This is a genomic window from Pseudomonas sp. R38(2017) (assembly GCF_002112395.1).
Taxonomy (GTDB): domain Bacteria; phylum Pseudomonadota; class Gammaproteobacteria; order Pseudomonadales; family Pseudomonadaceae; genus Aquipseudomonas.
On sequence record NZ_NEHN01000005.1, the window covers coordinates 108592 to 130762 of the forward strand.

Genomic DNA, 22171 nt, shown 5'->3' on the forward strand with positions numbered 1-22171 from the left:
ATGAAAATCGGCCTCATCTCCGACACCCACAACCTCCTTCGCCCCGAAGCCCTCGCCGCGCTGCAAGGCTGCGATCAGATCATCCATGCCGGCGACATAGGTTGCGCGGACATCCTCGCGCAACTGACGGAAATCGCCCCCGTCCATGCAGTGCGCGGCAACAACGATCTGAACAGCCTGTGGGCCCAAGACCTTCCCGACCTCTTGAGCGTAAACCTCAACGGCTGGTCAACCCTCCTCGTCCACGACATCGTCGACGTCCCCACTGACCTAGACCCCGGCGTAAAACTCATCATCACCGGCCACTCCCACAAACCGCTTATTGAATGGCGTGGTGAGCGTCTCTACGTCAACCCGGGCAGCGCCGGCCCCCGTCGTTTCAAACTGCCGGTCACGCTGGCGATCCTTGAGATACAACCTGACGCCATCGAACCCCGCCTCATCTCCCTGCTGGATCCCCCAGCCTGAAACCGCTACCGTTCCCCCATCCAGAACAGGGAACCCACGCGCCATGTCCATCGCCGACAACCTCCTCGCTTTCACCTTCGCTGCCACGCTGTTGACCCTGACACCCGGCCTCGACACCGCGCTGGTCCTGCGCACCGCGACCGTCGAAGGCAAGCAACAGGCCTTGCGCGCGGCGTTGGGTATCAACGCCGGTTGTCTGTTGTGGGGCGCGGCGGTGGCGTTCGGGCTCGGGGCGTTGATTGCGGTGTCGGAGCTGGCCTACAACCTGTTGAAGTATTGCGGCGCGGCGTATCTGGCATGGCTCGGGTTGAACATGCTGCTGCGCCCTCGCCGCTCGCTGGCGCCCGCCGAAGCCAATGGCAAGCCGGGGGGCAACTGGTTCTTGAAGGGCATGCTGGGCAATGTGCTCAATCCCAAGGTGGGGATTTTCTACGTGTCGTTCCTGCCCCAGTTCATTCCGCAAGGGCAGCCACTGGTGCCGTGGACATTCGGGCTGGTGAGCATTCATGTGGTGCTCGGGCTGATCTGGTCGCTGGTGTTGATCGGCGCGACGCAACCGCTGTCGGGATTTCTGCGCCGCGAGAAGGTGATTCGCTGGATGGATCGCACCACCGGGATGATTTTCGTGTTGTTTGCGGCGCGACTGGCCTTCAGCAAGCGCTGAGTCGCCCGAAATTACGGAGTCAAAAAACAAGAGGGGGATTTTGAATAAGTATTCAAAATCCCCCTCTTCGTTCAATCGCTGAAAGCACGTTACTTCACAGCCATTGCTTTAACCTTGTCAGTGCACACGCTTACCAACGACTTTACCGGTAGCTGCGTCTTCCAACCATACTTCCAATCGGTTGAGGCCGACATATCGCGTACGAGCGATGATCTTTTGACCGGGCTTGCCTTCAAACTCCAGATCGGCAAACAAGAAGTGCAACGGCAGATTGTATTCCAGTTGAATCGTGTACTTACCCGGGATCAGCACTGCACGCTGGGGGGAATCATTCTTGTAGTAGTAAGTGGAAAACGGAATGTTCCCCACTTTCTTGTCGTTGATTCTAATGATGTTCAGGTTTGGCTCGCCGTCCCCCCAGGAGCGCTGGGGCCTTCCTGCATAGGTATCGGTTTCGATGACGGTGTAACGGGATTCGTCACTCGGCTCACCAGACTTAACGTTCGAATACGCAGGCATTTCTGCACACCCCTGCAGGCACAGCAGCAGGATGAGCGTCGGTATCGCAATCTTGATCATGGGTAAATCTGCATTGATTGAATATAAAAAACGGAGACGCTGAAAGGCAATCAAGCCAAAGCGTTGCTGGTTTCGCCGCGCAAATAAGCAATGAAACCCGCCCAATCGTGCTGCTGATATTTATCCAGCATGCGTTTGGGCAGTTTTATCTGAGACAGGCGCCAATCAATGGATTGCGCCCACTCGGATTCGGCCAGAATTTGCTGGCCCGTGAAGTAGCGAACTTCATCGACGGTGGTGTTGTAGATCAGGAAGATCCGCTCGGGGTTCATGCTGACCGCTGCGCGACTGAGTCCGCGCTGGTTGTTCCAGTTCACCCCGCTTTTGACTTGCACTTCAAAGTATCGGCCGTTGTGCCCGACGATTCCGTCAATGCCTTTATCGTCGACCAGGGATGGGAAAACGTCGAAGCCTGCTTCCAGTAGATAACCCCAGATGGCGAACTCATTGCGTTTGCCGATGGCCAGTTTGTTCTTCATGCCTTGTGTCCTTGCACGCTGCCCGAGGAGGCTGTTTGTCAGCCTCACCTCCATGAAGGCCACATGCTATCACTCACCCCAGAAAAATTCAGACCTTGCCTAATACATATGGAAATCCGTATATTCGAATTTCCGCATATGCAAGGGCACTCCCATGCTCGACCCTACCTCCGTTTTCAAATGCCTCGCCGACGAAACCCGCGCCCGGGCCACGTTGCTGATCACCCGTGAAGGCGAGTTGTGCGTCTGCGAGCTGGTCTGCGCACTCGACGACAGCCAGCCGAAAATCTCCCGTCATCTCGCGCAGCTGCGCACTTGTGGCTTGTTGCTGGATCGCCGTCAGGGCCAGTGGGTGTATTACCGGCTCAACCCGCAGCTGCCGGAATGGGTGAGCGAGATATTGCAGACCACTCTCGCCGCCAACACCGCGTGGCTGGAAGAAAACAGCGCGCGACTCGCCGCGATGGGCGACCGCCCACTCAATACATCCGCCTGCTGCTGAGGACCGATCATGCGCGTTCTATTCATGTGTACCGCCAACAGTTGCCGCAGCATTCTGTCCGAAGCGATGTTCAATCACTTGGCGCCGCCAGGTTTCGAAGCGGTCAGCGCCGGCAGTTTCCCCAAAGGCCAGGTGTTGCCGCGCAGCCTGACCACGTTGCAGGAGGCCGGCATTTCCATCGCCGGCTTGAGCAGCAAGGGCAACGATGCCTTCGAGGACAACCCGCCGGACATCGTCATCACCGTGTGCGACAAGGCCGCCGGCGAAGCCTGCCCCGTCTACTTCGGCCCGGCCTTGAAGGCCCATTGGGGACTGGAGGATCCGTCGGAAGTGCGCGGCGATGAAGCCGCCATCAGCGCAGCCTTCCACGGGACCCTTGCCCGGATCGAAACCCGCTGCAGGGCCTTCCTCGCCCTGCCCTTCGCCGAACTCGACCGCGATGCCCTCAAGCGCGAGCTCGACCGCATCAGCCTGCTGTGACCGGAGCCGTCATGATCGACTTGCCCAATCTCGACCCATCACTGATTCAGAAAACCACCCGCGACGACGGCATACCCAAACCGCGCATTCTGTTGTTGTACGGCTCGACCCGCCCACGCTCGTTCAGCCGCTTGCTGGTGGAAGAAGCCGCCCGCCTGCTGGAGCACTTCGGCGCCGAGACGCGAATCTTCAACCCCTCGGGCTTGCCGCTGCCGGACGACGCGCCCGGCGATCATCCGAAAGTCCAGGAGCTGCTTGAGCTGATGCAATGGTCCGAAGGCCAGGTCTGGTGTTCGCCCGAACGTCACGGCGCGATGTCGGCGGTGTTCAAGGCGCAGATCGACTGGGTGCCGCTGGCGCTGGGCGCAGTGCGCCCGACCCAGGGCAAGACCCTGGCGGTGATGCAAGTCTGTGGCGGTTCTCAATCGTTCAACGTGGTCAATCAACTGCGGGTGCTGGGCCGCTGGATGCGCATGTTCACCATCCCCAATCAGTCGTCGGTGCCCAAGGCGTATCTGGAGTTTGACGAAGGCAATCGCATGAAGCCTTCGGCGCTGTATGACCGGGTGGTGGATGTGATGGAAGAGTTGGTGAAGTTCACGCTGCTGTTGCGCGATCGTCCGGACCTGGTGGATCGCTACTCGGAGCGCAAGGAGTCGGCGGAGGAACTGATGCAGCGAGTCAATCAGCGCTCGATCTGAAAACCCGAATAAAAACCGGCGCGATGATTCGCGCCGGTTTTTTTTACGTCACAGCCTTACTTGCTGATCGAAACCAGCGTTGCCTTGCTGCCCTCCATCCGGAACGAAAACTTCACCCGGTCGCCCACCGCCAACCCGGACAACTGCTCCTGAGTCGCCGCAAAGCCCATGGTCATCGGCGGCCACTGCAACGCCGCAACGGCGCCATGTGCAATGGTCACGGTGTGCTTCGCGGTATCGATTGTCTTGATCGTGCCCTAGGCATTCGCGGCAGGTGCCTGTTGCGTGGCGGCCTGCATCTGCATGCCTTGCATGTCGTCCATCTTCAAGCCGGGCATGTCCTCGGCGTGGGCGGTCAGTGCGAACGCTACCAGCGTGCCCGCAAAGGTGATCGGGATCAGTTTCATGAGGTTTTTCCTTCAGGTGGGAGGGTTTCAACGGACAAGTGACGGCGGCGCATCAATCGATACGCCGCCGGGATGACGAACAGAGACAACAAAGGCGCGGTAACCATGCCGCCAACCATGGGCGCGGCGATGCGGCTCATGACTTCGCTACCGGCGCCGCTGCCGAGCAGAATCGGCAACAGACCGGCAATGATCACGGCCACCGTCATGGCTTTGGGGCGCACGCGCTGCACGGCGCCTTCGCGAATCGCCGCGACCAGCCCGCGCTCGGTGCGATCGCCGAAGTCTTCGCGTTCGGCCCAGGCGTTTTTCAGATAGAGCAGCATGATCACGCCGAACTCGGCGGAGACCCCGGCCAGTGCAATGAAGCCGACTCCGGTGGCCACCGACAGGTTGTAGCCCAGCAGATAGAGAAACCACGCACCGCCACTCAGGGCGAACGGCAACGTGGCCATGATCAGCAGCGCTTCGTCGAAGCGGGCGAAGGTCAGGTAGAGCAGCACGAAGATGATCAGCAACGTGGCCGGCACCACGAGTTTCAGGCGAGCGTTGGCCCGTTCGAGAAACTCGAATTGCCCCGAGTAACTCAGGCTCATGCCGGGCTGCAGTTTCACCTGCTCGCTGACTGCGCGGCGCAGATCGGCCACCACTGACGCGATGTCGCGACCGCGCACATCGATGTACACCCAGCCGGACGGTCGGGCGTTTTCGCTCTTGAGCATCGGCGGGCCGTCCGTGACCCTGATTTTCGCCAGCATGCCAAGGGTGACCTGACTACCCGAAGGCGTGTAGATCGGCAGTTGCTCCAGGGCACCGGGCGAATCGCGCCACTCTCGCGGGTAACGGATGTTGATCGGGAAACGTGCCAGTCCCTCAATGGTTTCTCCGACGGTTTCGCCGCCGATGGCCCCCGCGACGATGGACTGCACATCACTGATGTTCAGCCCGTAGCGGCCGCCGGCGTTGCGGTCGATATCGACGTCGATGTAGCGGCCACCGGTGAGGCGCTCGGCCAGCGCCGAACTGACGCCGGGCACGTCTTTGGCCACACGCTCGACGGCTTGGGTCACCGCATCGATCTGGGCCAGATCGTTGCCGGCGACCTTCACGCCGATGGGACTTTTGATCCCCGTGGCGAGCATGTCGATGCGGTTGCGGATCGGTGGAATCCAGATGTTGGTCAGCCCCGGCACTTTCACCACGCGGTCCAGTTCCTCCACGAGTTTTTCCGGGGTCATGCCCGGGCGCCATTGCTCGTGGGGCTTGAACTGGATCGTGGTTTCGAACATTTCCAGCGGCGCCGGATCGGTAGCCGTTTCGGCGCGGCCAGCCTTGCCGAACACATGCTCGACCTCGGGCACAGTCTTGATCAGCCGATCAGTCTGTTGCAGCAATTGCGCAGCTTTCTGCGCCGACAGCCCCGGCAGTGCCGACGGCATGTACAACAGATCGCCTTCGTCCAGCGGCGGCAGAAACTCGCCACCCAGGCGCGTAACCGGCCACGCCGCACTGATGAACACTAGCAGCGCCATCACCAGCGTTAACCTCGGTCGACGCAACACCGCATCCAGCGCTGGCTGGTAGATCCGGATCAGCCAACGGTTGAGCGGATTGTGGCGCTCATCCGGAATCCGCCCACGAATCCAGTAGCCCATCAGCACCGGCACCAATGTCACCGACAATCCGGCTGCCGCCGCCATGGCGTAGGTCTTGGTGAACGCCAGCGGGCCGAACAACCGTCCTTCCTGAGCCTGCAAGGTAAACACCGGGATGAACGACAGCGTGATGATCAACAGGCAGAAAAACAGCGCCGGCCCGACCTCCGCCGCCGCGTCGGTCATCACCTGCCAATGGCGCTCGCCCTTGAGTTCCTCACCCGGATTGGCGGCGTGCCACGCCTCGATCTTCTTGTGCGCGTTCTCGATCATCACCACGGCGGCATCGACCATCGCACCAATGGCGATGGCAATTCCACCCAGTGACATGATGTTGGCGTTCAGCCCCTGATGACGCATGACGATGAACGCAATCAGCACGCCCACCGGCAACGAGATGATCGCTACCAATGAAGAGCGCAAATGCCAGAGGAAGATCCCGCAGACCAGCGCCACAACAATGAACTCTTCGAGCAGTTTGTGGCTGAGGTTGTCCACGGCGCGATCGATTAGCTTGCTGCGATCGTAGGTGGTGACGATCTCCACGCCGGGCGGCAGGCTGCTTTTCATGTCCTCGAGTTTGGCCTTGACCGCCGCGATGGTCTCGCGGGCATTCTTGCCGCTGCGCAGGATCACCACGCCACCGACGGTCTCGCCCTGGCCGTCCAGCTCGGTGATGCCCCGGCGCATGTCCGGCCCGGTCTGGATCGTCGCGACATCGCCCAGTGTCACCGGCACGCCGCCGGCGCCGAGTTTGAGCGGAATCGCCCGGAAGTCGTCGAGGGAATTCAGGTAACCGGAGGCCCGCACGATGAACTCGGTTTCGGCCATTTCCAGCACCGCACCGCCGGTTTCCTGATTGGCCTGGCCGATGGCTTCACGCACTTGCGCCAGGGTGATGCCGAGGCTGGCCAGTTTTACCGGATCGGGCTGTACCTGATACTGCTTGACCATGCCGCCGAGGGTGGCGACTTCGGCGACGTTGGGCAGGGTCTTGAGCTCGAACTTGAGGAACCAGTCCTGCAACGCGCGCAACTGCGCCAGATCGTGCTGGCCGCTGCGATCCACCAGCGCGTACTGATAGATCCAGCCGACCCCGGTGGCATCCGGGCCCAACGCCGGTTTGGCACTGGCCGGCAGACGACTCTGAATCTGGCTCAGGTACTCCAGCACCCGCGAGCGCGCCCAGTATTGATCGGTGCCATCCTCGAACAACACGTACACAAAGCTGTCACCGAAAAACGAATAGCCGCGCACGGTTTTCGCTCCCGGCACCGAAAGCATGGTGGTGGTCAGCGGATAGGTCACCTGGTTCTCGACGATCTGCGGCGCCTGTCCGGGGTACGGCGTGCGGATAATCACCTGCACATCGGACAAGTCCGGCAGTGCATCGATCGGCGTGCTCTGCACCGACCACGCACCCCATCCCGTGACGGACAGCGTCACCAGCAGCACCAGAAAACGGTTGGCCACGGACCAGCGAATCAGCGCGGCAATCATGGCTGGCTCCCCGAGGCTTGGCCGTCCGTCTCAAGCGGGGCGGCTACGATGCCTTTCAGGCTGGCCTCGGAGTCGAGCAGGAACTGGCCGGAAGTCACAACCTTCTGCCCTTCTTCCAGGCCTTGGAGGATCACCGTTTTGCCGTCGCTTTCCTGTCCGGGCCGTACCTCCACCGGGCGATAGTGACCCGCGTCCTCGGCCAGCATGACCAAGGCACGCTTGCCGGTGCGGATCACCGCTTCGCTCGGCACCCACAGGCTGTCCTGCCCGGTCAAGCGGTTCAGCCGTACTTGAACGGTCATTCCCGGACGCAAGCGACCCTCGGGGTTGGCCAGTTCGACGCGCACGCGCAGGGTGCGGCTGTCCGGGCTGGTGTCCGGCAGAATTGCGCTGACCTTGCCGTTGAACACGGTGCCGGGAAACGCCGGCAATCGTGCTTCGATGGATTGCCCTTCGGTGATGGAACCGGTCTGTGCTTCCGGCACCGCCACGGCGAGCCATACGCTTCCCAGACCATTGATCCGCGCCAGCGTCTCGCCGCTCGCCACGGTCATGCCGGTGCGCACATTGAGTTCCTGTACCACGCCGCCCACCGGGCTGGTGACGGTGAGGTTCGGCTGAACCTTGCCGCTGCGTTCCACCTGGGCAATCAGGCTCGATGGCATGCCGGTCAGTTGCAAGCGTTGGCGCGCCGCCGAAATCAGCTCTTGGTCGCCGCTGCGCCTGAGGGCCAGAAACTCGGTCTGCGATGCCGCCCAGTCCGGTACGAGAATGTCCGCCAATGGCGCCCCCACCGCCAGCACATCTCCCGGTGCCAGGGCATAGACCCGTTCGACAAAACCGCTGGTGCGAGTCTGGATCACCGCCACATCGCGCTCGTTGAAGGCCAGTACACCGGTCACGTCGAGGCTGGAGGAAAACCGCCCGCGCACAACCGTTGCCGTGCGCAGCCCCAGATTCTGGGTCAGGCCCGGATCGATGCTGACCGTCGCATTGCCTGCGCCTTCGCTGGCGTATCGCGGCACCAGTTGCATGTCCATGAAGGGCGACTTGCCCGGTTTATCGAACTTCTGCTGCGGGTACATCGGGTCGTACCAGTACAGGGCCTTGGGTTCGGTGCCCTGCTCCGCTGCCGCACCGGATTCGCCAGCCATGCGCTGATAAGCCACGCCGTAGCCCGCAGCAACACCCACCGCAAGGGCGAGGCCGGCCAGCCAGAAGCTGTTGTGTTTTGGTAGGTTCACAGGCTGCTCTCCCCGTAGGCGAAATGCAGTCGCGCAGCGGTCAGTGCGCGCTGTTCTTCCACGTCGATCTGTTTGAAGCGAGCCTCGATCAGCTCACGGCGCGCGTTGACCACCGCGTTCAGATCGCCCTTGCCCGCGCGATAACTGGCCAGACTCAAGTCGACTTTTTCTTTGGCCAGCGGCACGAGACTTTGCTGACTGCGCAGCAGCGCCCGGTCGAGGCGCGCGTAGTCGGCCAACTGGTTTTCCAATTGCTCGGTGTGCTCACGGGACAGGGCTTCGCGCTCGGCTTCCAGTTGGCTGAGCTCGGCTTGTCGGGCGGCGATTGTCGGGTTCTGGCGCGTCTCGGGAAACAGCGGCAGATCCCAGGAAAACTGCACGCTGACCATGTCGCCGAATTCGCGGCCACGGTGCTGGTAATCCACTTCCCAGCTCCAATCGGACTTTTTCTCGGACACAGCTTCTTGCACCTTCGCCTGCGCTTCGCGGGTCATGGGCGCAAACGCGGCCAGTTCGGGATGGTGTTGCAGTTGGTGATTGAAGGTGACGGGCTCGACCGACCATTGCGGCAGGTTGCCTTCGGGTATGTCGTTGGCGGCGGTGCCGATCCAGCGTTTTAGCGCCGCCCGGGCCTGGGTGCGTTCCAGCGTCAGGTTGTCTTCTTGCTCCGCCAGTCGGGCAGCTTCCTGCTTGGGCGTTACAGCGTCGGCGGGTTGCGCCCGACCGCCGGCGATCTGCGCCCGCACGGTATCGCTCAGCAGGCGGTTCTCCTTGTAGAAGTCCTGAAGCAGCGCCTGTTTGCGCTCCACCGAATAGCTGCCGATCCATGCCAGCGCGGTGGCCTGACGGACTTTCAGCCGTTCGATGCGACGTTCTGCCGCCGCACGCTCGATGGCTGCATCGGCGACTTCGATGCGCGCCTTGCGCTTGTCGCCATTGGGCATTTCCTGGCGCCAGCCGACCATTTGCATGGTCATGAAGTCCTGGTCGAGGCTATAGCGATCCGGACCGCCCACGGGATAGTTCTGCACGCCCAGCACCAGTTTCGGATCGGGCAACTCCCCCGCCGGGATGGCGGCGCTGCTGGCGGCCTGGATCTTTGCATCTTGCGCATTCAGCGACGGCGCATTGGTTTCCGCCAGCCGCAGCGCTTCATCGAGTGTCAGCGCGGCGGCGAAACCCGGCCACGCGAGCACGCTTGCCGCAAAGCCGGCCGCGAAGGGCCAACCTGTGCACTTGAGTTTCATGTTTACGATTCCTGTGATCGTCCGCTGCGCGCGGCGTAAAACACGCGCACAGCCAATCCACTCCGCCGGGGCGGAATGAGTTTTCAAGGGAGACAGGAATCAGACGCGGGGCGGTCGCCAGACCCCGGACGGGGTCGCTACGGGCAGGGAATCACTGAAGAAAGAATGCGTCACGGGGCTAAACACGGTGACAGGCGGCTTGAGGATCGCGACTTGCAGCACGCCGCCGGTCTTGCACTCCTGGCCTGGCTTGCAGGGTGTGCCATGGTCGGCAGGACTTTTCATGTCCTTGCAGCAATCCATGCCCATGCCATCCATCATCGCCATGCCCATGGCTTGCATCGGGCAGGGTTCTGTCGGTGTCTGCACGCCCGCCATCCCGCTGAGGGGAAGCGCCAGGCTGATCAGGAAGACGAGACAAAACCGCAGGTAGCGTTTCATGGCCGGAAGTCTAGTTGCGAGAAACGGGATTCACAATCGGATGCCGGCGATATCAGCGGATGAGCATTAAGCCAGGATTAGCAGCGGAAAATCATGCAGCGCTCGAACGATCACCTAACCTCATTGATTGTGTGTTCAACCGGAATCGCCAGTCCCATGCGCAACGCCTTGAAGTCATTGATGTTCGTCGCCCTGATCCTGCTCGGTCCGGGGCTGGCCATGGTGTCGGCAGCTGAAGCGCCGGGCGCGGCCGACAGCGGTGCCCCGCTCCCCGGCGTGACCCAGAATGATCTGCAAGCCCTGCAACAACGCCTCGACGGCCTCAAGCAGCAGATCTCGTCCGCCAACAATTACAATCAGCTCGAAGGCCCGCAGGATCGGGTGCAGGCGTTCATTCTCGATATTGATCGGCTGTCGGCTTCGCTGTTGCCGCAACAGGCACAACTGACCGTGCAACTGGGCGTTCTGGGGGCGGCGCCCACGGAAACGGTAGCCGCCGAACAGGCCGATATCGCCGCACAACGGGCGGCGCTGATCGAGCAGAAGAACAAGGTCGATACCGCGCTGAAGAATCTGGCCACGCTCAAGCAGAACGCTACCGATCTGATCACCCAGATCGCCGGCATTCGCCGCACGTTGCTGGAAAGCGAACTCACCCTGCGTACCGACAGCGTGCTCAGCCCCGATTTCTGGTCGCCGATGGTCGACCCCGATCCTACCGATCGCCAACGCCTGCAGATGTTCGTCGACCAGATCAAGGAAACCGGCAACGAGGCCTGGCAGCCGGGGCAACGGATCTACACCAGCGTGCTGGTGGTGCTGTCCTTCATGGTCTGGACCCTGGGCCGACGGCTCGCCGACCGTTGGCTGGCGTGGGTGTGTATTCATCGCATGCCCGAAGGCCGCTTGCGCCGCAGTTCGCTGGCTTTCGCCTCGGCGCTGGCGACACTGGCAACCACCGCGATGGCCCTGGAGCTGCTGTATTACGCCTGCACCCGGCATGTGCCGCTGCCGCCGATGCTGGCGACGTTCTCCGACGAATTCCAGAAAGTCGTGTACGCCTGCGTGATGATCACCAGCCTGAGCCGCGCCTTGCTGTCCACCGAGCACCCGTCGTGGCGGTTGCCGGCGATTGCCGAACCGGTAGCCCTCACGCTCAAGCCTTTCGCCAGGGTCCTGGCCGCGACGCTGCTGGTACTGATAACGGCGGTGCAGGTCGGCAATTCGTCCGGCATGAGCAGCCAGATCGTGATCACCGGCCGTGGCATCATCGCGCTGGTGGTATTGGCCATCGTCACCGTGCTGCTGATGCGCGTCGGCAAGGTGCGCAAGGCGCTGGCGGCGGCCGGAGATGCGCAGGTGACGGGCAACACCCTGACCGGGGTGATTTACACCGTGACCACGCTGGCGATGGTCATTTCACTCGGCGCGTTGCTGGCTGGCTACGTATCGCTGGCGCGGTTCATCACCTATGAACTGGTGTGGGCGTTTATCGTACTGTCCGGTTTCTACCTGCTGATGCAGTTGCTCAAGGACAGCTGCGAATACTTCTTCTCGCCCCGCCACTCCAGCGGCAAGGCCTTGAAGCAACTGCTGGGCGTCGGCGACCGGCGCCTCGAACAGGCCTCGACCCTGCTGGCCGGCTTGGGTCGGGCGGCGTTGCTGTTGCTGGCGGGGATCACGCTGTTCGTGGGCGGCATCGGCACCACGTTGGGTCAATTGGCCAACAGCATCGGCACCATTCTCGGCGGCGCCGGCCTGCGCAAGCTGAACATCGTTCCCGGGCATTTGCTCAACGCGGTGCTGGCGCTATTGATCGGTATCTACCTGATCCGTGCCCTGCGCCGCTGGCTCGACAATGAGTTCCTGCCCAAGACCGACATGGACCCCGGTATGTGTGCGTCGCTCAGCACGCTGTTTTCCAACATCGGCTACGCGGTGGTGATTCTGCTGACGCTGTCGTCGCTGGGCGTGCAGTGGACCAACTTGGCGTGGATCGTCAGCGCGCTGTCGGTGGGGATCGGTTTCGGTCTGCAGGAGATCGTGAAGAACTTTGTCTCGGGACTGATTCTGCTCACCGAACGCCCGGTCAAGGTCGGCGACCTGATCAGCATCAGCGGCGTCGAGGGCGACATCCGCCGGATCAACGTGCGCGCCACTGAAATCCAGCTCAGCGACCGCTCCATCGTGATCGTGCCCAACTCGCAACTGATCTCGCAGAACCTGCGCAACGTCACCCTCGGCGGCAGCGCCCAGGGCGTGGCGACGCTGGAGCTGATGTTCCCGCTGGACATCGACCCCGAGCAGGTCAAAGGCCTGCTGCTCGACACCTACAAAGAGCACGAAACCATCCTCGGCAAACCGGCGCCGTTCGTGCGCTTCAGCAAACTTTCACCCGATGGCATCACGTTGACCGTGACGGGTTACGTCGACAGCCCGAGGATTGTCGGCAAGACCAAGAGTGATTTGTTGTTCGAGATTCTCAAGCGGCTGGGGGCGGCGGGGATTGAGTTGGCCAAGCCACCGCAGCCGGGCAGCTGAGGCCCTTCAGCCCAATGGCCCGATACCATCTATAGTCACATCGTTCACCTCATGGGGATTCGTCAGAAGTTTGCTGTTGGCCGTGTTCGATCAGAACTCCAGTTCCCCTGACAACCCAAGTGAAAATGGAGAAAGTCATGGCCTTGGTCGATCCGCGGAACAACGAATACGACGTGAACAAACTTGGCACTGCCAGCATCGTCGGGCACGTGAGCACTGACAGCGCCCGAATCTGGATTCGTGTCTATAAGGCGGGAGAATGGGCGCTGGTCTGGTCCGAAAAGGCGTTGGTCGGGGACCTGTTCACGCTAGATGGCAAAACCATTGAGCTGTTTCTAAAAGGTCAGGGATGCGACCCCAAAAACATACGGTCGTACAAGTTCAGTGAAGACTCGGATCTGACCAATACCTTCGACATTACCAATCTGAAACCGAACACCACCTACTACTATTACTTGATGAGTCAGAAGCCTACGTCCAAAAGTATGTGGCGCAGAACAGAAATCGGATATCAAAAGATCTACTCCTTTACCACCATGGCGCAATCCATGCCCGATTTCAGCTTCGGATTCTATAGCTGCCATGACCCGTTCAACGCCAATAACAGCAATGGTGCGTGGCCCTTGTTTCTCAGCAGAGCCAACAACGCAAAAGTCAGATTCGTCATTGGCGGTGGCGATCAGGTCTATGTGGACTGCCAGGAAAACAAATACTTTCCGGACATCTGGGAATGGCTGCAGAACAACAAGGACGATCTGATCGCGGCTTTTACAAAAGACGGAAAGCTGCTCACCGCGGGCCTTGATGCTTACCTTCTGAGCCTCTACCGCTGGTATTACCGTGTGTACTGGAATTTCCCTCAAATGCAGGAGATCTTTTCGAAAACGCCTCAATACATGATTTGGGATGACCATGAAATCATGGATGGCTGGGGATCGCGAACCAACACGGAGCGTCTGGAAATTCTTTCAAGGTACTTCAAGAAAGACGACCCCGACATTGACCAGCAACTTATAGACTCGATGTGGAACGCGGCAAGAACAGCCTATTTTGAATATGGCCACAGTCACAATCCTCCCACCAACATTGTAAGGTCGTTATTGAAAACGCCCGAAAAATGCGTCTGGGACTATAACTTCATAAAGGGGACAACCCCATTCTACGTGCTCGACCTGCGCGGGCATCATGATGTTGAAAGAGCCCAGAACAGACTGCTTGGAGATGATCAGGTTGCACGCTTTCTAGGCTGGCTGGATACGCCGCCCGTCAAAAAATCAAAAATCGTGTTTGTGGTCAGTTCCGTTCCAGTCGTTCACTGGCGATCCATCGTATTGACGGCAGGGTCCTTGATTAACAGCCTCAAGGACGACTTCATGGATGAATGGGATCATCCCTCCAACCATGTTGAAAGAAATCTTCTGCTGGGAAAAATATTCGCTGCCTTCGATGCCGAAGGCCGGACGTTGGTGTTCTTGAGCGGCGATGTTCATTGTGCTGCCGCCTTCAGGTTGCAACATAAAATCTATCGCCAGGCCAACGTTTACCAGATCACTTCTAGTGCCATTTCGCGAATGCCCGCCGGGCAGGCTGTCTCTGCCGGAATAGCCAAATCCGGTACGCTCAGTGGTAATGACAATGTCCAGTTCGAGCACCTGTTCAGCCATTCGGAAGACAAGAACTTCGCCATTTTCCATGTAAAAAACAGTGATTCGATAACCGTCGACCTTTGCTGGCCGGGCGGCACCGAAGGCGAAGCCGTCATAAAGACCCTCGAGTTGGAATAGACCACAAAAGGGGACAGATTTATTTTCTGAAAATAAATCTGTCCCCCTTTTGTGCTTTCGGCCGAAACCGTTGCTTTGATTCAGGAAGGCAGGCTGCTCTGGGCAATCGGCTCGATTTCGGTACACGTCGTCGGCTCGCTCGCAATGACTGCGACGGGGCTGTTGTCCTATCAATTGATTGGCACGCGTTAAGGAGACCGAAATGAAAGGTTTTCTGGTGATTTTCTTCACTCAACAAAACCGCCGCCATCAAGGAAAGATGCTCGGCGACTGGCTTGTCGATCTGGCAAAGGAACTGGGCCTGCGCGGCGCGACCCTTTCCACCGGGATCGAGGGATTCGGCCACACCGGCCGGCTGCATTCCTCGCATTTTTTCGAGTTAGCGGATCAGCCGACCGAAATTCGCATGGCGATTACGGAGGAAGAGTCCGAACGAATGTTCAAACGGCTGGAGGCGGAAGACATTTCGGTGTTTTACATAAAGACGCCGATTGAAATGGGCTTTGTCGGTAAAAAGGCCGACAGCCCTCCGCCATAGCGAAGTCTTGCAGACAAAACCAAAACGATGCGGGTTATATAACTTGCCTCACTCTTCAGTGGAAAGGCTCGGCTCCTGGCTGGCTTCAGCTTCCATCTTCAAGCGGTCAGCCTTGCTGATGTACTTGGGCTTGTTGCTTTTCGGCGCCAGTTTGGCGTTGGCCTTTCTGGATTTTTCCTTGAAGAGTTGTTGCAGCTTTTTCTGACGGTTCATGTTTTTTGACCTGCTTGAAAGTTGGTGAATGATATCAGCCCTGAGTCGGGTTCAAGCGAGCACTTCAGTGATCCACCGCACCTGCCGGGTCAGGTCCTGTACCTTCTCTTCGGGCACCGCATGTCGCGCGCGACCGAAGTGCGTCAGAGTCTGCTGTTTGTGCCGCAACCGGTGCCGCCACTTGCTGACAAACGCCGGGCTGCGCGCCTGCAATTGCAGCGGGCCGAAGTACAGTTCTTCGGCGGTGTACGTCACCGGGCCGTCGCGCTCGGCGACGATGATTTCGTAGTCGAAGCGGTTTTCCTGCAGGACTTCCTCGCAGAGGATCCGGTAGTCGTTGTCCATCAACCATTGGCGCAGCGGTTGTTCGCCGCCGTTGGGTTGCAGGATCAGGCGTTCACGGCCGCTCAGGCGCGCTTTGCCAGCTTCGAGAATGTCGCGGATGGTCTCACCACCCATGCCGCACATCGTAATTGCATTGATCCCGTCGTCCGGTTCGACAGCCATCAAGCCATTGGCCAGACGCACGGTGATCTGCTGCTGCAGATCGTTCTCGCACACGGCACGTTCAGCCGAGCGAAATGGCGTCAGCGCCATCTCCCCCGCCACCGCTGCTTCGATGGCGCCGCGACGCATCAACGCCACCGGCAGGTAGCCGTGATCCGAGCCGATATCGGCCAAGCGCGCACCGGCGGGTACGTGTGCAGCGACACGCTCCAGGCGCATGGACAAAGTCTGTTGGTTCAACCGCAACCCCTTTTACATTGAGCGTCCGGCACCAGTGGCCGGATCGGGGCGCGATTCTGGGGGGCTGCGCGGTGTATTTCAAATTTATATGACCGGGCGCAATGATCAGACCAACACCGTCAACCATGCCGACAACAACAGCAAAAACGCCAGCACGGCATTCATGCGCCTGAATGCCCGTGGCGAACCAAAGAACCGCGCACTGCCCACTCCCAGCGCCGCCCACGCCGTCATGCACGGCAGACAGACCAGCAGAAACACAAAGGCCAACAGCACCATCCGCGTACTCTCGTCACCGCTCCCACCAAACACGCTCACCACCGCCACCGCCATCATCCACACTTTGGGATTGATCAGTTGCAGGCCGGCGGCGCCATAAACGCCGATCCCTTCTTCATCCGCCGTTGCCGGGTCAAGGGACGGCGGCGTACTGCGAAAAATCTGCCACGCCAGCCAGCTCAGCCACAGCACTCCGGCCCAGGCCATCGCCTGCTGCAACCGGGGATAGCGCAGCAATGTTTCGCCGACGCCGAGCCCGACCACCAACACCACCAGCGCCGCCGACAGACAGGCACCGAAGATGATCGGCAGCGTGGCCACCATCCCGCGTCGCAAACTGTGGCTCATCACCAGAATATTGGTCGGCCCCGGGGTGATCGAGGCAACGAAGGAAAACAGCAGAAAGGGCAACAACGATTCCATGGCATGGACTCCGGATCAGAACAGGAGTCCATGGTCGCGGTTGCATGGGGTTCAGTCTGGAAGGTTTGAGCAGCGCTTGCGGTAATCCGCCGGGGTCAGGTGATAGGCGCGGCGAAACCAGCGGCCCAGATGGCTTTGATCGGCAAACCCGAGCGCACTGGCGACGTTGGCGGGCGTTTCTCCTCGCGCCAGCATTTGCCGGGCCCGAGCCAGTCTTAGCTGGATCAAGTAGCCATGGGGTGCCAGACCGAAAGCCGACTTGAAGGCCCGGGTCAGCCGAAAGCGATCAACCCCGCAGGCCCGGGCCAGATCATCCAGGCCGATGTCTTCGAAGGCATGGGCATGCAGGTAGTCCCGCGCCACCTGCGCCACGCGCGGCAAGCGTGGATCGAACGCCTGACGTTTGCGCCAGTCGAGGTGGGACGTCAAAGCCCCCAGCAAGTGGTCGACAGCGCTCTGCCGGACGATGCGCAGGTCGCCGTGATGCAAGGCGTGAAAGGCTTGATTGATGGAAGTGGCCAGACGCGGATCCTGGCTCAGGGTGTCGGCGAATCCGAGCTGGCGGTTGTCCGGCGCCTGCTCGAACAGCGCCAGCAACTCGCGCTCCAGCCAATGCGGATCGAGATAGAGCATCGAATAGGTAAAGCCTTCCTCGGTGGGCGCGTGCCCGTCGTGAATCTCCCCCGGCTCCAGCATGAAGATCTTGCCCGGCGTACTGAAGTGCCGCACCCGCCGGCAATCGAACTGTTGAACCCCTTGCTCGGTGACACCCACCAGAAAACTGTCATGCCAGTGCGGATCGTAGGCATGCCCCTGGAAATGGGCACGAATCGACTCGATGCCGGTATCGGCATCCTGGGACAGGTCGATCCAGTTGCGTTTGTCCACGCAAGGCTCCAGAAAAACGGGTTCAGCCGCTACGTTACCGCGCTTCACGTCGATGCGTTTAGAAGATTTGTGCAGGTTGCCCGACGCAGGCGAGACGCAAATTTAATGAACCCTCGGTTTCACCGCCCGCCTAACCGAATGACCATCAGGAGGTAGCTCATGCAAATCGAAACCACGTGGATCGTACTGGCCATCATTCTTTTGCTCGTGGAACTGTGGGCAATCAACCGAGTGCGCAAGAGCGAAGGGAAATCGAGCAACAAGGGCGTCTGGATCGTACTGATCGTGTTTGTACCACTACTGGGACTGATCGCCTGGGCGCTGGCCGGACCGAAACACGCAACCCAGGCCTGAATCTGCGAAAAGCGCAATACAACCAGGCCCCGATCATTCGGGGCTTTTTCATGGACGGCGGATTTGTATCGCACTGTGTACGCAATGCCTGCTGATACACACGCCCTTAACTCGGGAGCAAAACCGAAACAGCACGGATACACCGGCAGGCTTTACTGGGATCCAGTTCAGAAGGGTTCACCCAGAACCCCATCCCCGTCGATTGCAAAGGAGCCTGACCATGAAACAAGCACTGCACACCACCGCTACCGGCAACTCCCGTCGTCGCCTGCTGGGCCTGTCGATTCTCGCCACCGCCCTGATGCAATTCGGCGCGTACGCCAACGCGCAATCGGCGGCGCCGGAACCGGTCAAGGTCGTAGCCGCCAGCGTGAAAGCCGACCTGCCCTTCGGCCCGTTGAAACATGTGAAAGTCGGTGTGCTGGACGTGGCCTACGCCGAAACCGGCCCGGCCGATGGCCCGGTGGTAATTCTCCTGCACGGCTGGCCGTACGACATTCACAGCTACGACGAAGTCGCACCGATTCTGGCGGCCAAAGGTTATCGGGTGCTGATGCCGTACGCCCGGGGTTATGGCGACACGCACTTCCTTTCCGACAAGACTGTGCGTAATGGGCAGCCTGCGGCGCTCGCCAGTGACGTGATCGATTTCATGGATGCACTGAAAATCAAAAAAGCCGTACTCGGCGGCTATGACTGGGGCGCACGCTCGGCGGATATCGTCTCGGCGCTGTGGCCGGAGCGAGTCAAAGCGCTGGTGTCAGTCAGCGGCTACCTGATCGGCAATCAGGCCGCCGGCAAGAACCCGCTGCCGCCCAAGGCCGAGCTGCAATGGTGGTATCAGTTCTACTTCGCCACCGACCGCGGTGCCGCCGGTTACGCCAAGAACACCCACGACTTCGCCAAGCTGATCTGGCAGACCGCCTCACCAAAATGGGCCCTCGACGACGCCACGTTCGACCGCAGCGCCAAGGCCCTGGAAAACCCGGATCACGTCGCCATCACCGTGTTCAACTACCGCTGGCGTCTGGGCCTGGTGCAGGGTGAAAGCCAGTACGAAGCGCTGGAGCAGAAACTCGCCACCGCGCCATCGATCAGCGTGCCGACCATCACCCTGGAAGGCGATGCCAACGGCGCGCCACACCCGGCGCCCGAGGATTACGCCAAACGCTTCACCGGCAAGTACGAATTCCGGCTGATCAACGGCGGCATCGGCCACAACCTGCCGCAGGAAAGTCCGCAGACCTTCGCCAAGGCGATCATCGACGCCGATCACCTCTGAAGCAGTACGCCGAACGGCTCGTCATTTGACGAGCCGTTTTTCCTTGGACGGCCGATAACCGAAATAGGCGCTGTAGCACTTGCTGAAATGACTCGGCGACACAAACCCGCAAGCCACCAGCACATCCACTTGGGACAACTCGGTGTGTTGCAGCAGACGCCGGGCCTCGGTGATCCGCAATTCCATGTAATAACGCTGCGGTGTGGTGCCCAGTTGTTCCTTGAACAGCCGCTCCAGCTGACGCCGGGAACGCCCGGCATACACCGCCAGTTGTTCCAGCTCCAGCGGTTCTTCGAGGTTGGCATCCATCAGCTTCACCACTTCGCGCAACGGCGCGCTGACGCTGATGTTTTCGGTGGGTTTGATCCGCCGGTAACGCGATTCCTCGAACGCCAGAATGTCTTCAATGCCCTCGACCAGCGCCTTGTCGTGCAGACCCTTGATCCAGTCCAGCGCCATGTGGAATGCCCCGGACGGACTCGATGCCGTCAACCGGTCGCGGTCGATCACATAGGGCTCGCTGCTGACCTGGGTCGCTTTGGAGATTTCCGCCAACGCTGGCCGATGCTCCGGGTGAATTGCACAGCGATACCCTTCCAGCACCCCTGCCCGCCCCAGAAACCATGAGCCGTTCCACAACCCGGCGAGTATCACTCCCGCCTCGGCGGCCATTTTAAGCAGGCCGATGAACTCGTCGCTGGCCTTCAATTCCGTGCGGTAACCGCCGCAGATCACCAGCAGGTCCAGCTCCTGCAACACACTCGCCTCAAGCCGTGAATCCGGGCGGATCACCAGCCCCAGATCGCTGATCACTTCGCCGTCGCTCAGGCCGAAGGTGCGGGTGGAAAACAGACCGGGGCGCAGCAGATTGGCGGTGACAAGGGTGTCCAGCGCCTGGGTAAAGGCCGGCAGGGAAAAATGCTCCAGCAGCACGAACCCGGTGCGGGTCATGCGCCCCGCACCGGCGGAAGGCTCGTTCAGGTAGCGAAGGTTCTTGCCCTTCATGCCACCGCTGAATTGACGTCGTTCGATCAAGATGCGGTCCATCAGTTACTTGTTATGCCGCCATGCTAACCGCCGGGACGGCAAAATACTCGGGAATGAATGCACCGGGCCCAAGCCTGAACGACCGTGCCTGAGGCCTGCGTCCCAACGTCGCAGGCCCGGCACCTTGGCAAACGCCGCACAAGGCTTAAAATCGCGCCTCCTCTTGCAGTCGCCCGACCGGCGCCTGCCCGCAGCCATGACAACCCTCAGGTTTGAACAGCCGGCCACTTTCACCAAGTGCGCCAGGCCCAATCGTCCTGCCCGTTCGGCGGTCGTTTGTCTTCAACACACTTCGGCTTGGCACTCGCATGCGCAGAGGCGCACGTTCCGCTGTTCGATCACTTGAGGTTTTTATGACACCGCGTTTGCTGGCCATGGCGCTGGCGCCCCTGCTCGGGCTATTCATTGTTGCCCTGGGCAACGGCTTTCTGTCTTCCTTGACCACCCTGCGCCTGGGCGCGGCCGGCGAATCGGCGACGATGATCGGCATCGTGTCCTCGGCCTATTTCGCCGGCCTGACGCTTGGCGCGATCTTCAATGACCGGCTGATCCTGCGCATCGGCCACATCCGCGCCTACAGCAGCTTCGCCTCGCTGATCGCCGCGACAATCCTGCTGCAAGGGCTGTTTTATGACACCTGGGGCTGGGTCGTCCTGCGCTTGATCAACGGCTGGGCCACGGTCGGCGTGTTTCTGGTGATCGAGAGCTGGCTGCTGCTGGCCGGTGACGCGAAAATTCGCGGCCGTCTGCTGGCGCTGTACATGATCGTCCTCTACGGCGCCGGGGTACTGGGTCAGGCGTTTTTGGGAAAAATCACCGGGCTCGGCGACACTGCGCCATTCATGGTTGCCGGCATGCTCGCGACCCTGTCGGTGCTGCCGATCGTAATCCTGCCGCGCGTGTCGCCGTTGCTGGAACAAGTCGAACCGCTCAAGCCACGGGCGCTACTGGGTGTGTCGCCCACCGGACTGGTCGGCTGCTTCGGCTCCGGCGTCACCATCGCGGCGATCTACACCCTGCTGCCGCTGTACCTGCAACGCATCGGCCTGAACGTCGGCGAAGTCGGCAGCATGATGGCATGGACGATCCTCGGCGCGATGCTCCTGCAATACCCGGTCGGGCGCTGGTCCGATCGCAAGGATCGTCTGCAAGTGCTGACCGTACTCTGCGCCGCGTGCACCGTGCTGTCGCTGGTGATCGTGCTGGTGCCGCTGTCCTCGGCCATGCTCGCGGCGATGTTGTTCCTGCTGGGTGGCGGCGTGTTCGCGTTGTACCCGGTTGCGGTCAGCCACGCTGCCGACCGTGCACCGGTCGAAACCTTGGTGCCGATGATTCAGGGCATGCTGCTGATCAATTCGCTGGGCTCGGCGATGAGCCCGCTGCTGATTTCCCCGGCGATGAACGCTCACGGCGAAACCGGCCTGTTCTGGGCCTTCGCGCTGGTCAACCTGGCCATGGTGACGTTCTTCTTCTGGCGCCGAGGCAAGCGCCCGGTGCCGGCCAACCCGGCGCCGTTTGCGGCGGCAGCGACGTTCTCGCCAACTGGCGCGGAGCTGCGGGTGACCGAGGATCTGCGGCAGGCCGCGCAGGAACATCCGCCGATGGTCGACGCGTTGAGTGGCGAAGCGGCGCCGCCAACGGGATCGCGCTACGAAGCCAGTTGAGTTCTGGCAGGCATAAAAAAACCGGTGACCTTCGTCACCGGTTT

At 60.6% G+C, this 22171-nt stretch carries 22 protein-coding genes and 2 pseudogenes; 12 read left to right on the forward strand and 12 right to left on the reverse strand.

Annotation, left to right across the window (positions count from 1 at the left end):
* Together CAF87_RS13435 and CAF87_RS13440 are read left to right on the forward strand one after the other, a co-directional pair.
* Positions 1-468, forward strand: coding sequence for a metallophosphoesterase family protein (locus tag CAF87_RS13435; RefSeq protein WP_085731828.1), 468 nt, complete (start codon positions 1-3; stop codon positions 466-468).
* A 43-nt stretch (positions 469-511) separates the two neighbouring features.
* Positions 512-1132: a LysE family translocator gene (locus CAF87_RS13440; protein ID WP_085731829.1), complete on the forward strand. Its 621-nt coding sequence runs from the start codon at positions 512-514 to the stop codon at positions 1130-1132.
* Between the two features lie 117 nt (positions 1133-1249).
* Here CAF87_RS13440 and CAF87_RS13445 read toward each other — a convergent pair whose 3' ends face one another.
* Both CAF87_RS13445 and CAF87_RS13450 read right to left on the reverse strand, forming a co-directional pair.
* Positions 1250-1711 (reverse strand): hypothetical protein, encoded by a 462-nt coding sequence (locus CAF87_RS13445; RefSeq protein ID WP_085731830.1) that lies wholly within the window; start codon positions 1709-1711, stop codon positions 1250-1252.
* A 50-nt stretch (positions 1712-1761) separates the two neighbouring features.
* Positions 1762-2244, reverse strand: a complete 483-nt coding sequence (locus CAF87_RS13450) for a hypothetical protein (RefSeq protein ID WP_170929599.1) — start codon at positions 2242-2244, stop codon at positions 1762-1764.
* Positions 2245-2344: 100 nt separating this feature from the next.
* Between CAF87_RS13450 and CAF87_RS13455 the strand changes: the two genes are divergently transcribed.
* Genes CAF87_RS13455 through arsH form a run of 3 tightly spaced genes read left to right on the forward strand, consistent with a single transcriptional unit; the run spans position 2345 to position 3873 of the window.
* Positions 2345-2692, forward strand: a complete 348-nt coding sequence (locus tag CAF87_RS13455; RefSeq protein ID WP_085731831.1) for a metalloregulator ArsR/SmtB family transcription factor — start codon at positions 2345-2347, stop codon at positions 2690-2692.
* Positions 2693-2701: 9 nt separating this feature from the next.
* Entirely contained in the window at positions 2702-3172 is a 471-nt protein-coding gene (locus tag CAF87_RS13460; RefSeq protein WP_085731832.1) for an arsenate reductase ArsC, read from the forward strand.
* Between the two features lie 11 nt (positions 3173-3183).
* Positions 3184-3873, forward strand: a complete 690-nt coding sequence (arsH, locus tag CAF87_RS13465; protein ID WP_085731833.1) for an arsenical resistance protein ArsH — start codon at positions 3184-3186, stop codon at positions 3871-3873.
* A gap of 56 nt (positions 3874-3929) precedes the next feature.
* Here arsH and CAF87_RS13470 read toward each other — a convergent pair.
* The 5 genes and pseudogenes from CAF87_RS13470 to CAF87_RS13490 all read right to left on the reverse strand — a co-directional run bounded on the left by CAF87_RS13470 (position 3930) and on the right by CAF87_RS13490 (position 10367).
* Positions 3930-4280 (reverse strand): annotated as a pseudogene (locus CAF87_RS13470) (copper-binding protein).
* On the reverse strand, positions 4277-7435 hold the full coding sequence (locus tag CAF87_RS13475; protein ID WP_085731834.1) for an efflux RND transporter permease subunit: 3159 nt from the start codon (positions 7433-7435) through the stop codon (positions 4277-4279). The pseudogene CAF87_RS13470 and the gene CAF87_RS13475 overlap by 4 nt, the downstream one beginning before the upstream one ends.
* Complete coding sequence (locus CAF87_RS13480) at positions 7432-8679, reverse strand: efflux RND transporter periplasmic adaptor subunit (RefSeq protein WP_085731835.1); 1248 nt, start codon at positions 8677-8679, stop codon at positions 7432-7434. Before CAF87_RS13480 ends, CAF87_RS13475 begins: the two co-directional genes overlap by 4 nt.
* On the reverse strand, positions 8676-9926 hold the full coding sequence (locus CAF87_RS13485) for a TolC family protein (protein WP_085731836.1): 1251 nt from the start codon (positions 9924-9926) through the stop codon (positions 8676-8678). Before CAF87_RS13485 ends, CAF87_RS13480 begins: the two co-directional genes overlap by 4 nt.
* Before the next feature lie 99 nt (positions 9927-10025).
* Positions 10026-10367, reverse strand: coding sequence for a hypothetical protein (locus CAF87_RS13490; protein WP_085731837.1), 342 nt, complete (start codon positions 10365-10367; stop codon positions 10026-10028).
* Positions 10368-10523: 156 nt separating this feature from the next.
* Here CAF87_RS13490 and CAF87_RS13495 point away from each other — a divergent pair, with 156 nt between their 5' ends.
* The 4 genes and pseudogenes from CAF87_RS13495 to CAF87_RS13510 all read left to right on the forward strand — a co-directional run bounded on the left by CAF87_RS13495 (position 10524) and on the right by CAF87_RS13510 (position 15230).
* Complete coding sequence (locus CAF87_RS13495) at positions 10524-12908, forward strand: DUF3772 domain-containing protein (RefSeq protein WP_085731838.1); 2385 nt, start codon at positions 10524-10526, stop codon at positions 12906-12908.
* Between the two features lie 137 nt (positions 12909-13045).
* Positions 13046-14692 carry an alkaline phosphatase D family protein gene (locus CAF87_RS13500; protein WP_085731839.1) on the forward strand — a complete coding sequence of 549 codons (1647 nt, stop codon included), beginning with the start codon at positions 13046-13048 and terminating at the stop codon, positions 14690-14692.
* A gap of 57 nt (positions 14693-14749) precedes the next feature.
* Positions 14750-14884, forward strand: a pseudogene (locus CAF87_RS29515) (fluoride efflux transporter CrcB); the annotation flags it as partial.
* A 10-nt stretch (positions 14885-14894) separates the two neighbouring features.
* Complete coding sequence (locus CAF87_RS13510; protein ID WP_085731840.1) at positions 14895-15230, forward strand: DUF190 domain-containing protein; 336 nt, start codon at positions 14895-14897, stop codon at positions 15228-15230.
* A gap of 48 nt (positions 15231-15278) precedes the next feature.
* On the opposite strand, the gene CAF87_RS13515 is transcribed toward CAF87_RS13510, so the two are convergent.
* The 4 genes from CAF87_RS13515 to CAF87_RS13530 form a co-directional block, all read right to left on the reverse strand.
* Positions 15279-15443: a DUF2986 domain-containing protein gene (locus CAF87_RS13515; protein WP_085731841.1), complete on the reverse strand. Its 165-nt coding sequence runs from the start codon at positions 15441-15443 to the stop codon at positions 15279-15281.
* A 51-nt stretch (positions 15444-15494) separates the two neighbouring features.
* Entirely contained in the window at positions 15495-16190 is a 696-nt protein-coding gene (locus CAF87_RS13520; protein ID WP_085731842.1) for a tRNA (adenine(22)-N(1))-methyltransferase TrmK, read from the reverse strand.
* A 105-nt stretch (positions 16191-16295) separates the two neighbouring features.
* The gene (locus tag CAF87_RS13525) at positions 16296-16892 is read right to left on the reverse strand and encodes a LysE family translocator (protein ID WP_085731843.1); all 597 of its coding nucleotides are present in this window, start codon (positions 16890-16892) and stop codon (positions 16296-16298) included.
* Between the two features lie 51 nt (positions 16893-16943).
* On the reverse strand, positions 16944-17780 hold the full coding sequence (locus CAF87_RS13530) for an AraC family transcriptional regulator (protein ID WP_085731844.1): 837 nt from the start codon (positions 17778-17780) through the stop codon (positions 16944-16946).
* A 159-nt stretch (positions 17781-17939) separates the two neighbouring features.
* Between CAF87_RS13530 and CAF87_RS13535 the strand changes: the two genes are divergently transcribed.
* Both CAF87_RS13535 and CAF87_RS13540 read left to right on the forward strand, forming a co-directional pair.
* Positions 17940-18134 (forward strand): PLDc N-terminal domain-containing protein, encoded by a 195-nt coding sequence (locus tag CAF87_RS13535; RefSeq protein WP_085731845.1) that lies wholly within the window; start codon positions 17940-17942, stop codon positions 18132-18134.
* 220 nt (positions 18135-18354) lie between these two features.
* Positions 18355-19416, forward strand: coding sequence for an alpha/beta fold hydrolase (locus CAF87_RS13540; protein ID WP_085731846.1), 1062 nt, complete (start codon positions 18355-18357; stop codon positions 19414-19416).
* A 21-nt stretch (positions 19417-19437) separates the two neighbouring features.
* On the opposite strand, the gene CAF87_RS13545 is transcribed toward CAF87_RS13540, so the two are convergent.
* Positions 19438-20463 (reverse strand): GlxA family transcriptional regulator, encoded by a 1026-nt coding sequence (locus CAF87_RS13545; protein WP_085731847.1) that lies wholly within the window; start codon positions 20461-20463, stop codon positions 19438-19440.
* A gap of 353 nt (positions 20464-20816) precedes the next feature.
* Between CAF87_RS13545 and CAF87_RS13550 the strand changes: the two genes are divergently transcribed.
* Positions 20817-22127 (forward strand): MFS transporter, encoded by a 1311-nt coding sequence (locus tag CAF87_RS13550; protein ID WP_085731848.1) that lies wholly within the window; start codon positions 20817-20819, stop codon positions 22125-22127.
* Positions 22128-22171 lie beyond the last annotated feature (44 nt).

What these genes read in the sequence shown, in the direction of transcription:
- CAF87_RS13490 (WP_085731837.1), bottom strand. Translation starts at nt 10,367, where the DNA reads ATGAAACGCTACCTGCGGTTTTGTCTCGTCTTCCTGATCAGCCTGGCG.
- CAF87_RS13475 (WP_085731834.1), bottom strand. Translation starts at nt 7,435, where the DNA reads ATGATTGCCGCGCTGATTCGCTGGTCCGTGGCCAACCGTTTTCTGGTG.
- CAF87_RS13445 (WP_085731830.1), bottom strand. Translation starts at nt 1,711, where the DNA reads ATGATCAAGATTGCGATACCGACGCTCATCCTGCTGCTGTGCCTGCAG.
- CAF87_RS13525 (WP_085731843.1), bottom strand. Translation starts at nt 16,892, where the DNA reads ATGGAATCGTTGTTGCCCTTTCTGCTGTTTTCCTTCGTTGCCTCGATC.
- CAF87_RS13460 (WP_085731832.1), top strand. Translation starts at nt 2,702, where the DNA reads ATGCGCGTTCTATTCATGTGTACCGCCAACAGTTGCCGCAGCATTCTG.
- CAF87_RS13455 (WP_085731831.1), top strand. Translation starts at nt 2,345, where the DNA reads ATGCTCGACCCTACCTCCGTTTTCAAATGCCTCGCCGACGAAACCCGC.
- CAF87_RS13500 (WP_085731839.1), top strand. Translation starts at nt 13,046, where the DNA reads ATGGCCTTGGTCGATCCGCGGAACAACGAATACGACGTGAACAAACTT.
- CAF87_RS13495 (WP_085731838.1), top strand. Translation starts at nt 10,524, where the DNA reads ATGCGCAACGCCTTGAAGTCATTGATGTTCGTCGCCCTGATCCTGCTC.
- CAF87_RS13535 (WP_085731845.1), top strand. Translation starts at nt 17,940, where the DNA reads ATGCAAATCGAAACCACGTGGATCGTACTGGCCATCATTCTTTTGCTC.
- CAF87_RS13485 (WP_085731836.1), bottom strand. Translation starts at nt 9,926, where the DNA reads ATGAAACTCAAGTGCACAGGTTGGCCCTTCGCGGCCGGCTTTGCGGCA.
- CAF87_RS13510 (WP_085731840.1), top strand. Translation starts at nt 14,895, where the DNA reads ATGAAAGGTTTTCTGGTGATTTTCTTCACTCAACAAAACCGCCGCCAT.
- arsH (WP_085731833.1), top strand. Translation starts at nt 3,184, where the DNA reads ATGATCGACTTGCCCAATCTCGACCCATCACTGATTCAGAAAACCACC.
- CAF87_RS13540 (WP_085731846.1), top strand. Translation starts at nt 18,355, where the DNA reads ATGAAACAAGCACTGCACACCACCGCTACCGGCAACTCCCGTCGTCGC.
- CAF87_RS13450 (WP_170929599.1), bottom strand. Translation starts at nt 2,244, where the DNA reads ATGGAGGTGAGGCTGACAAACAGCCTCCTCGGGCAGCGTGCAAGGACA.
- CAF87_RS13515 (WP_085731841.1), bottom strand. Translation starts at nt 15,443, where the DNA reads ATGAACCGTCAGAAAAAGCTGCAACAACTCTTCAAGGAAAAATCCAGA.
- CAF87_RS13550 (WP_085731848.1), top strand. Translation starts at nt 20,817, where the DNA reads ATGACACCGCGTTTGCTGGCCATGGCGCTGGCGCCCCTGCTCGGGCTA.
- CAF87_RS13545 (WP_085731847.1), bottom strand. Translation starts at nt 20,463, where the DNA reads ATGGACCGCATCTTGATCGAACGACGTCAATTCAGCGGTGGCATGAAG.
- CAF87_RS13440 (WP_085731829.1), top strand. Translation starts at nt 512, where the DNA reads ATGTCCATCGCCGACAACCTCCTCGCTTTCACCTTCGCTGCCACGCTG.
- CAF87_RS13435 (WP_085731828.1), top strand. Translation starts at nt 1, where the DNA reads ATGAAAATCGGCCTCATCTCCGACACCCACAACCTCCTTCGCCCCGAA.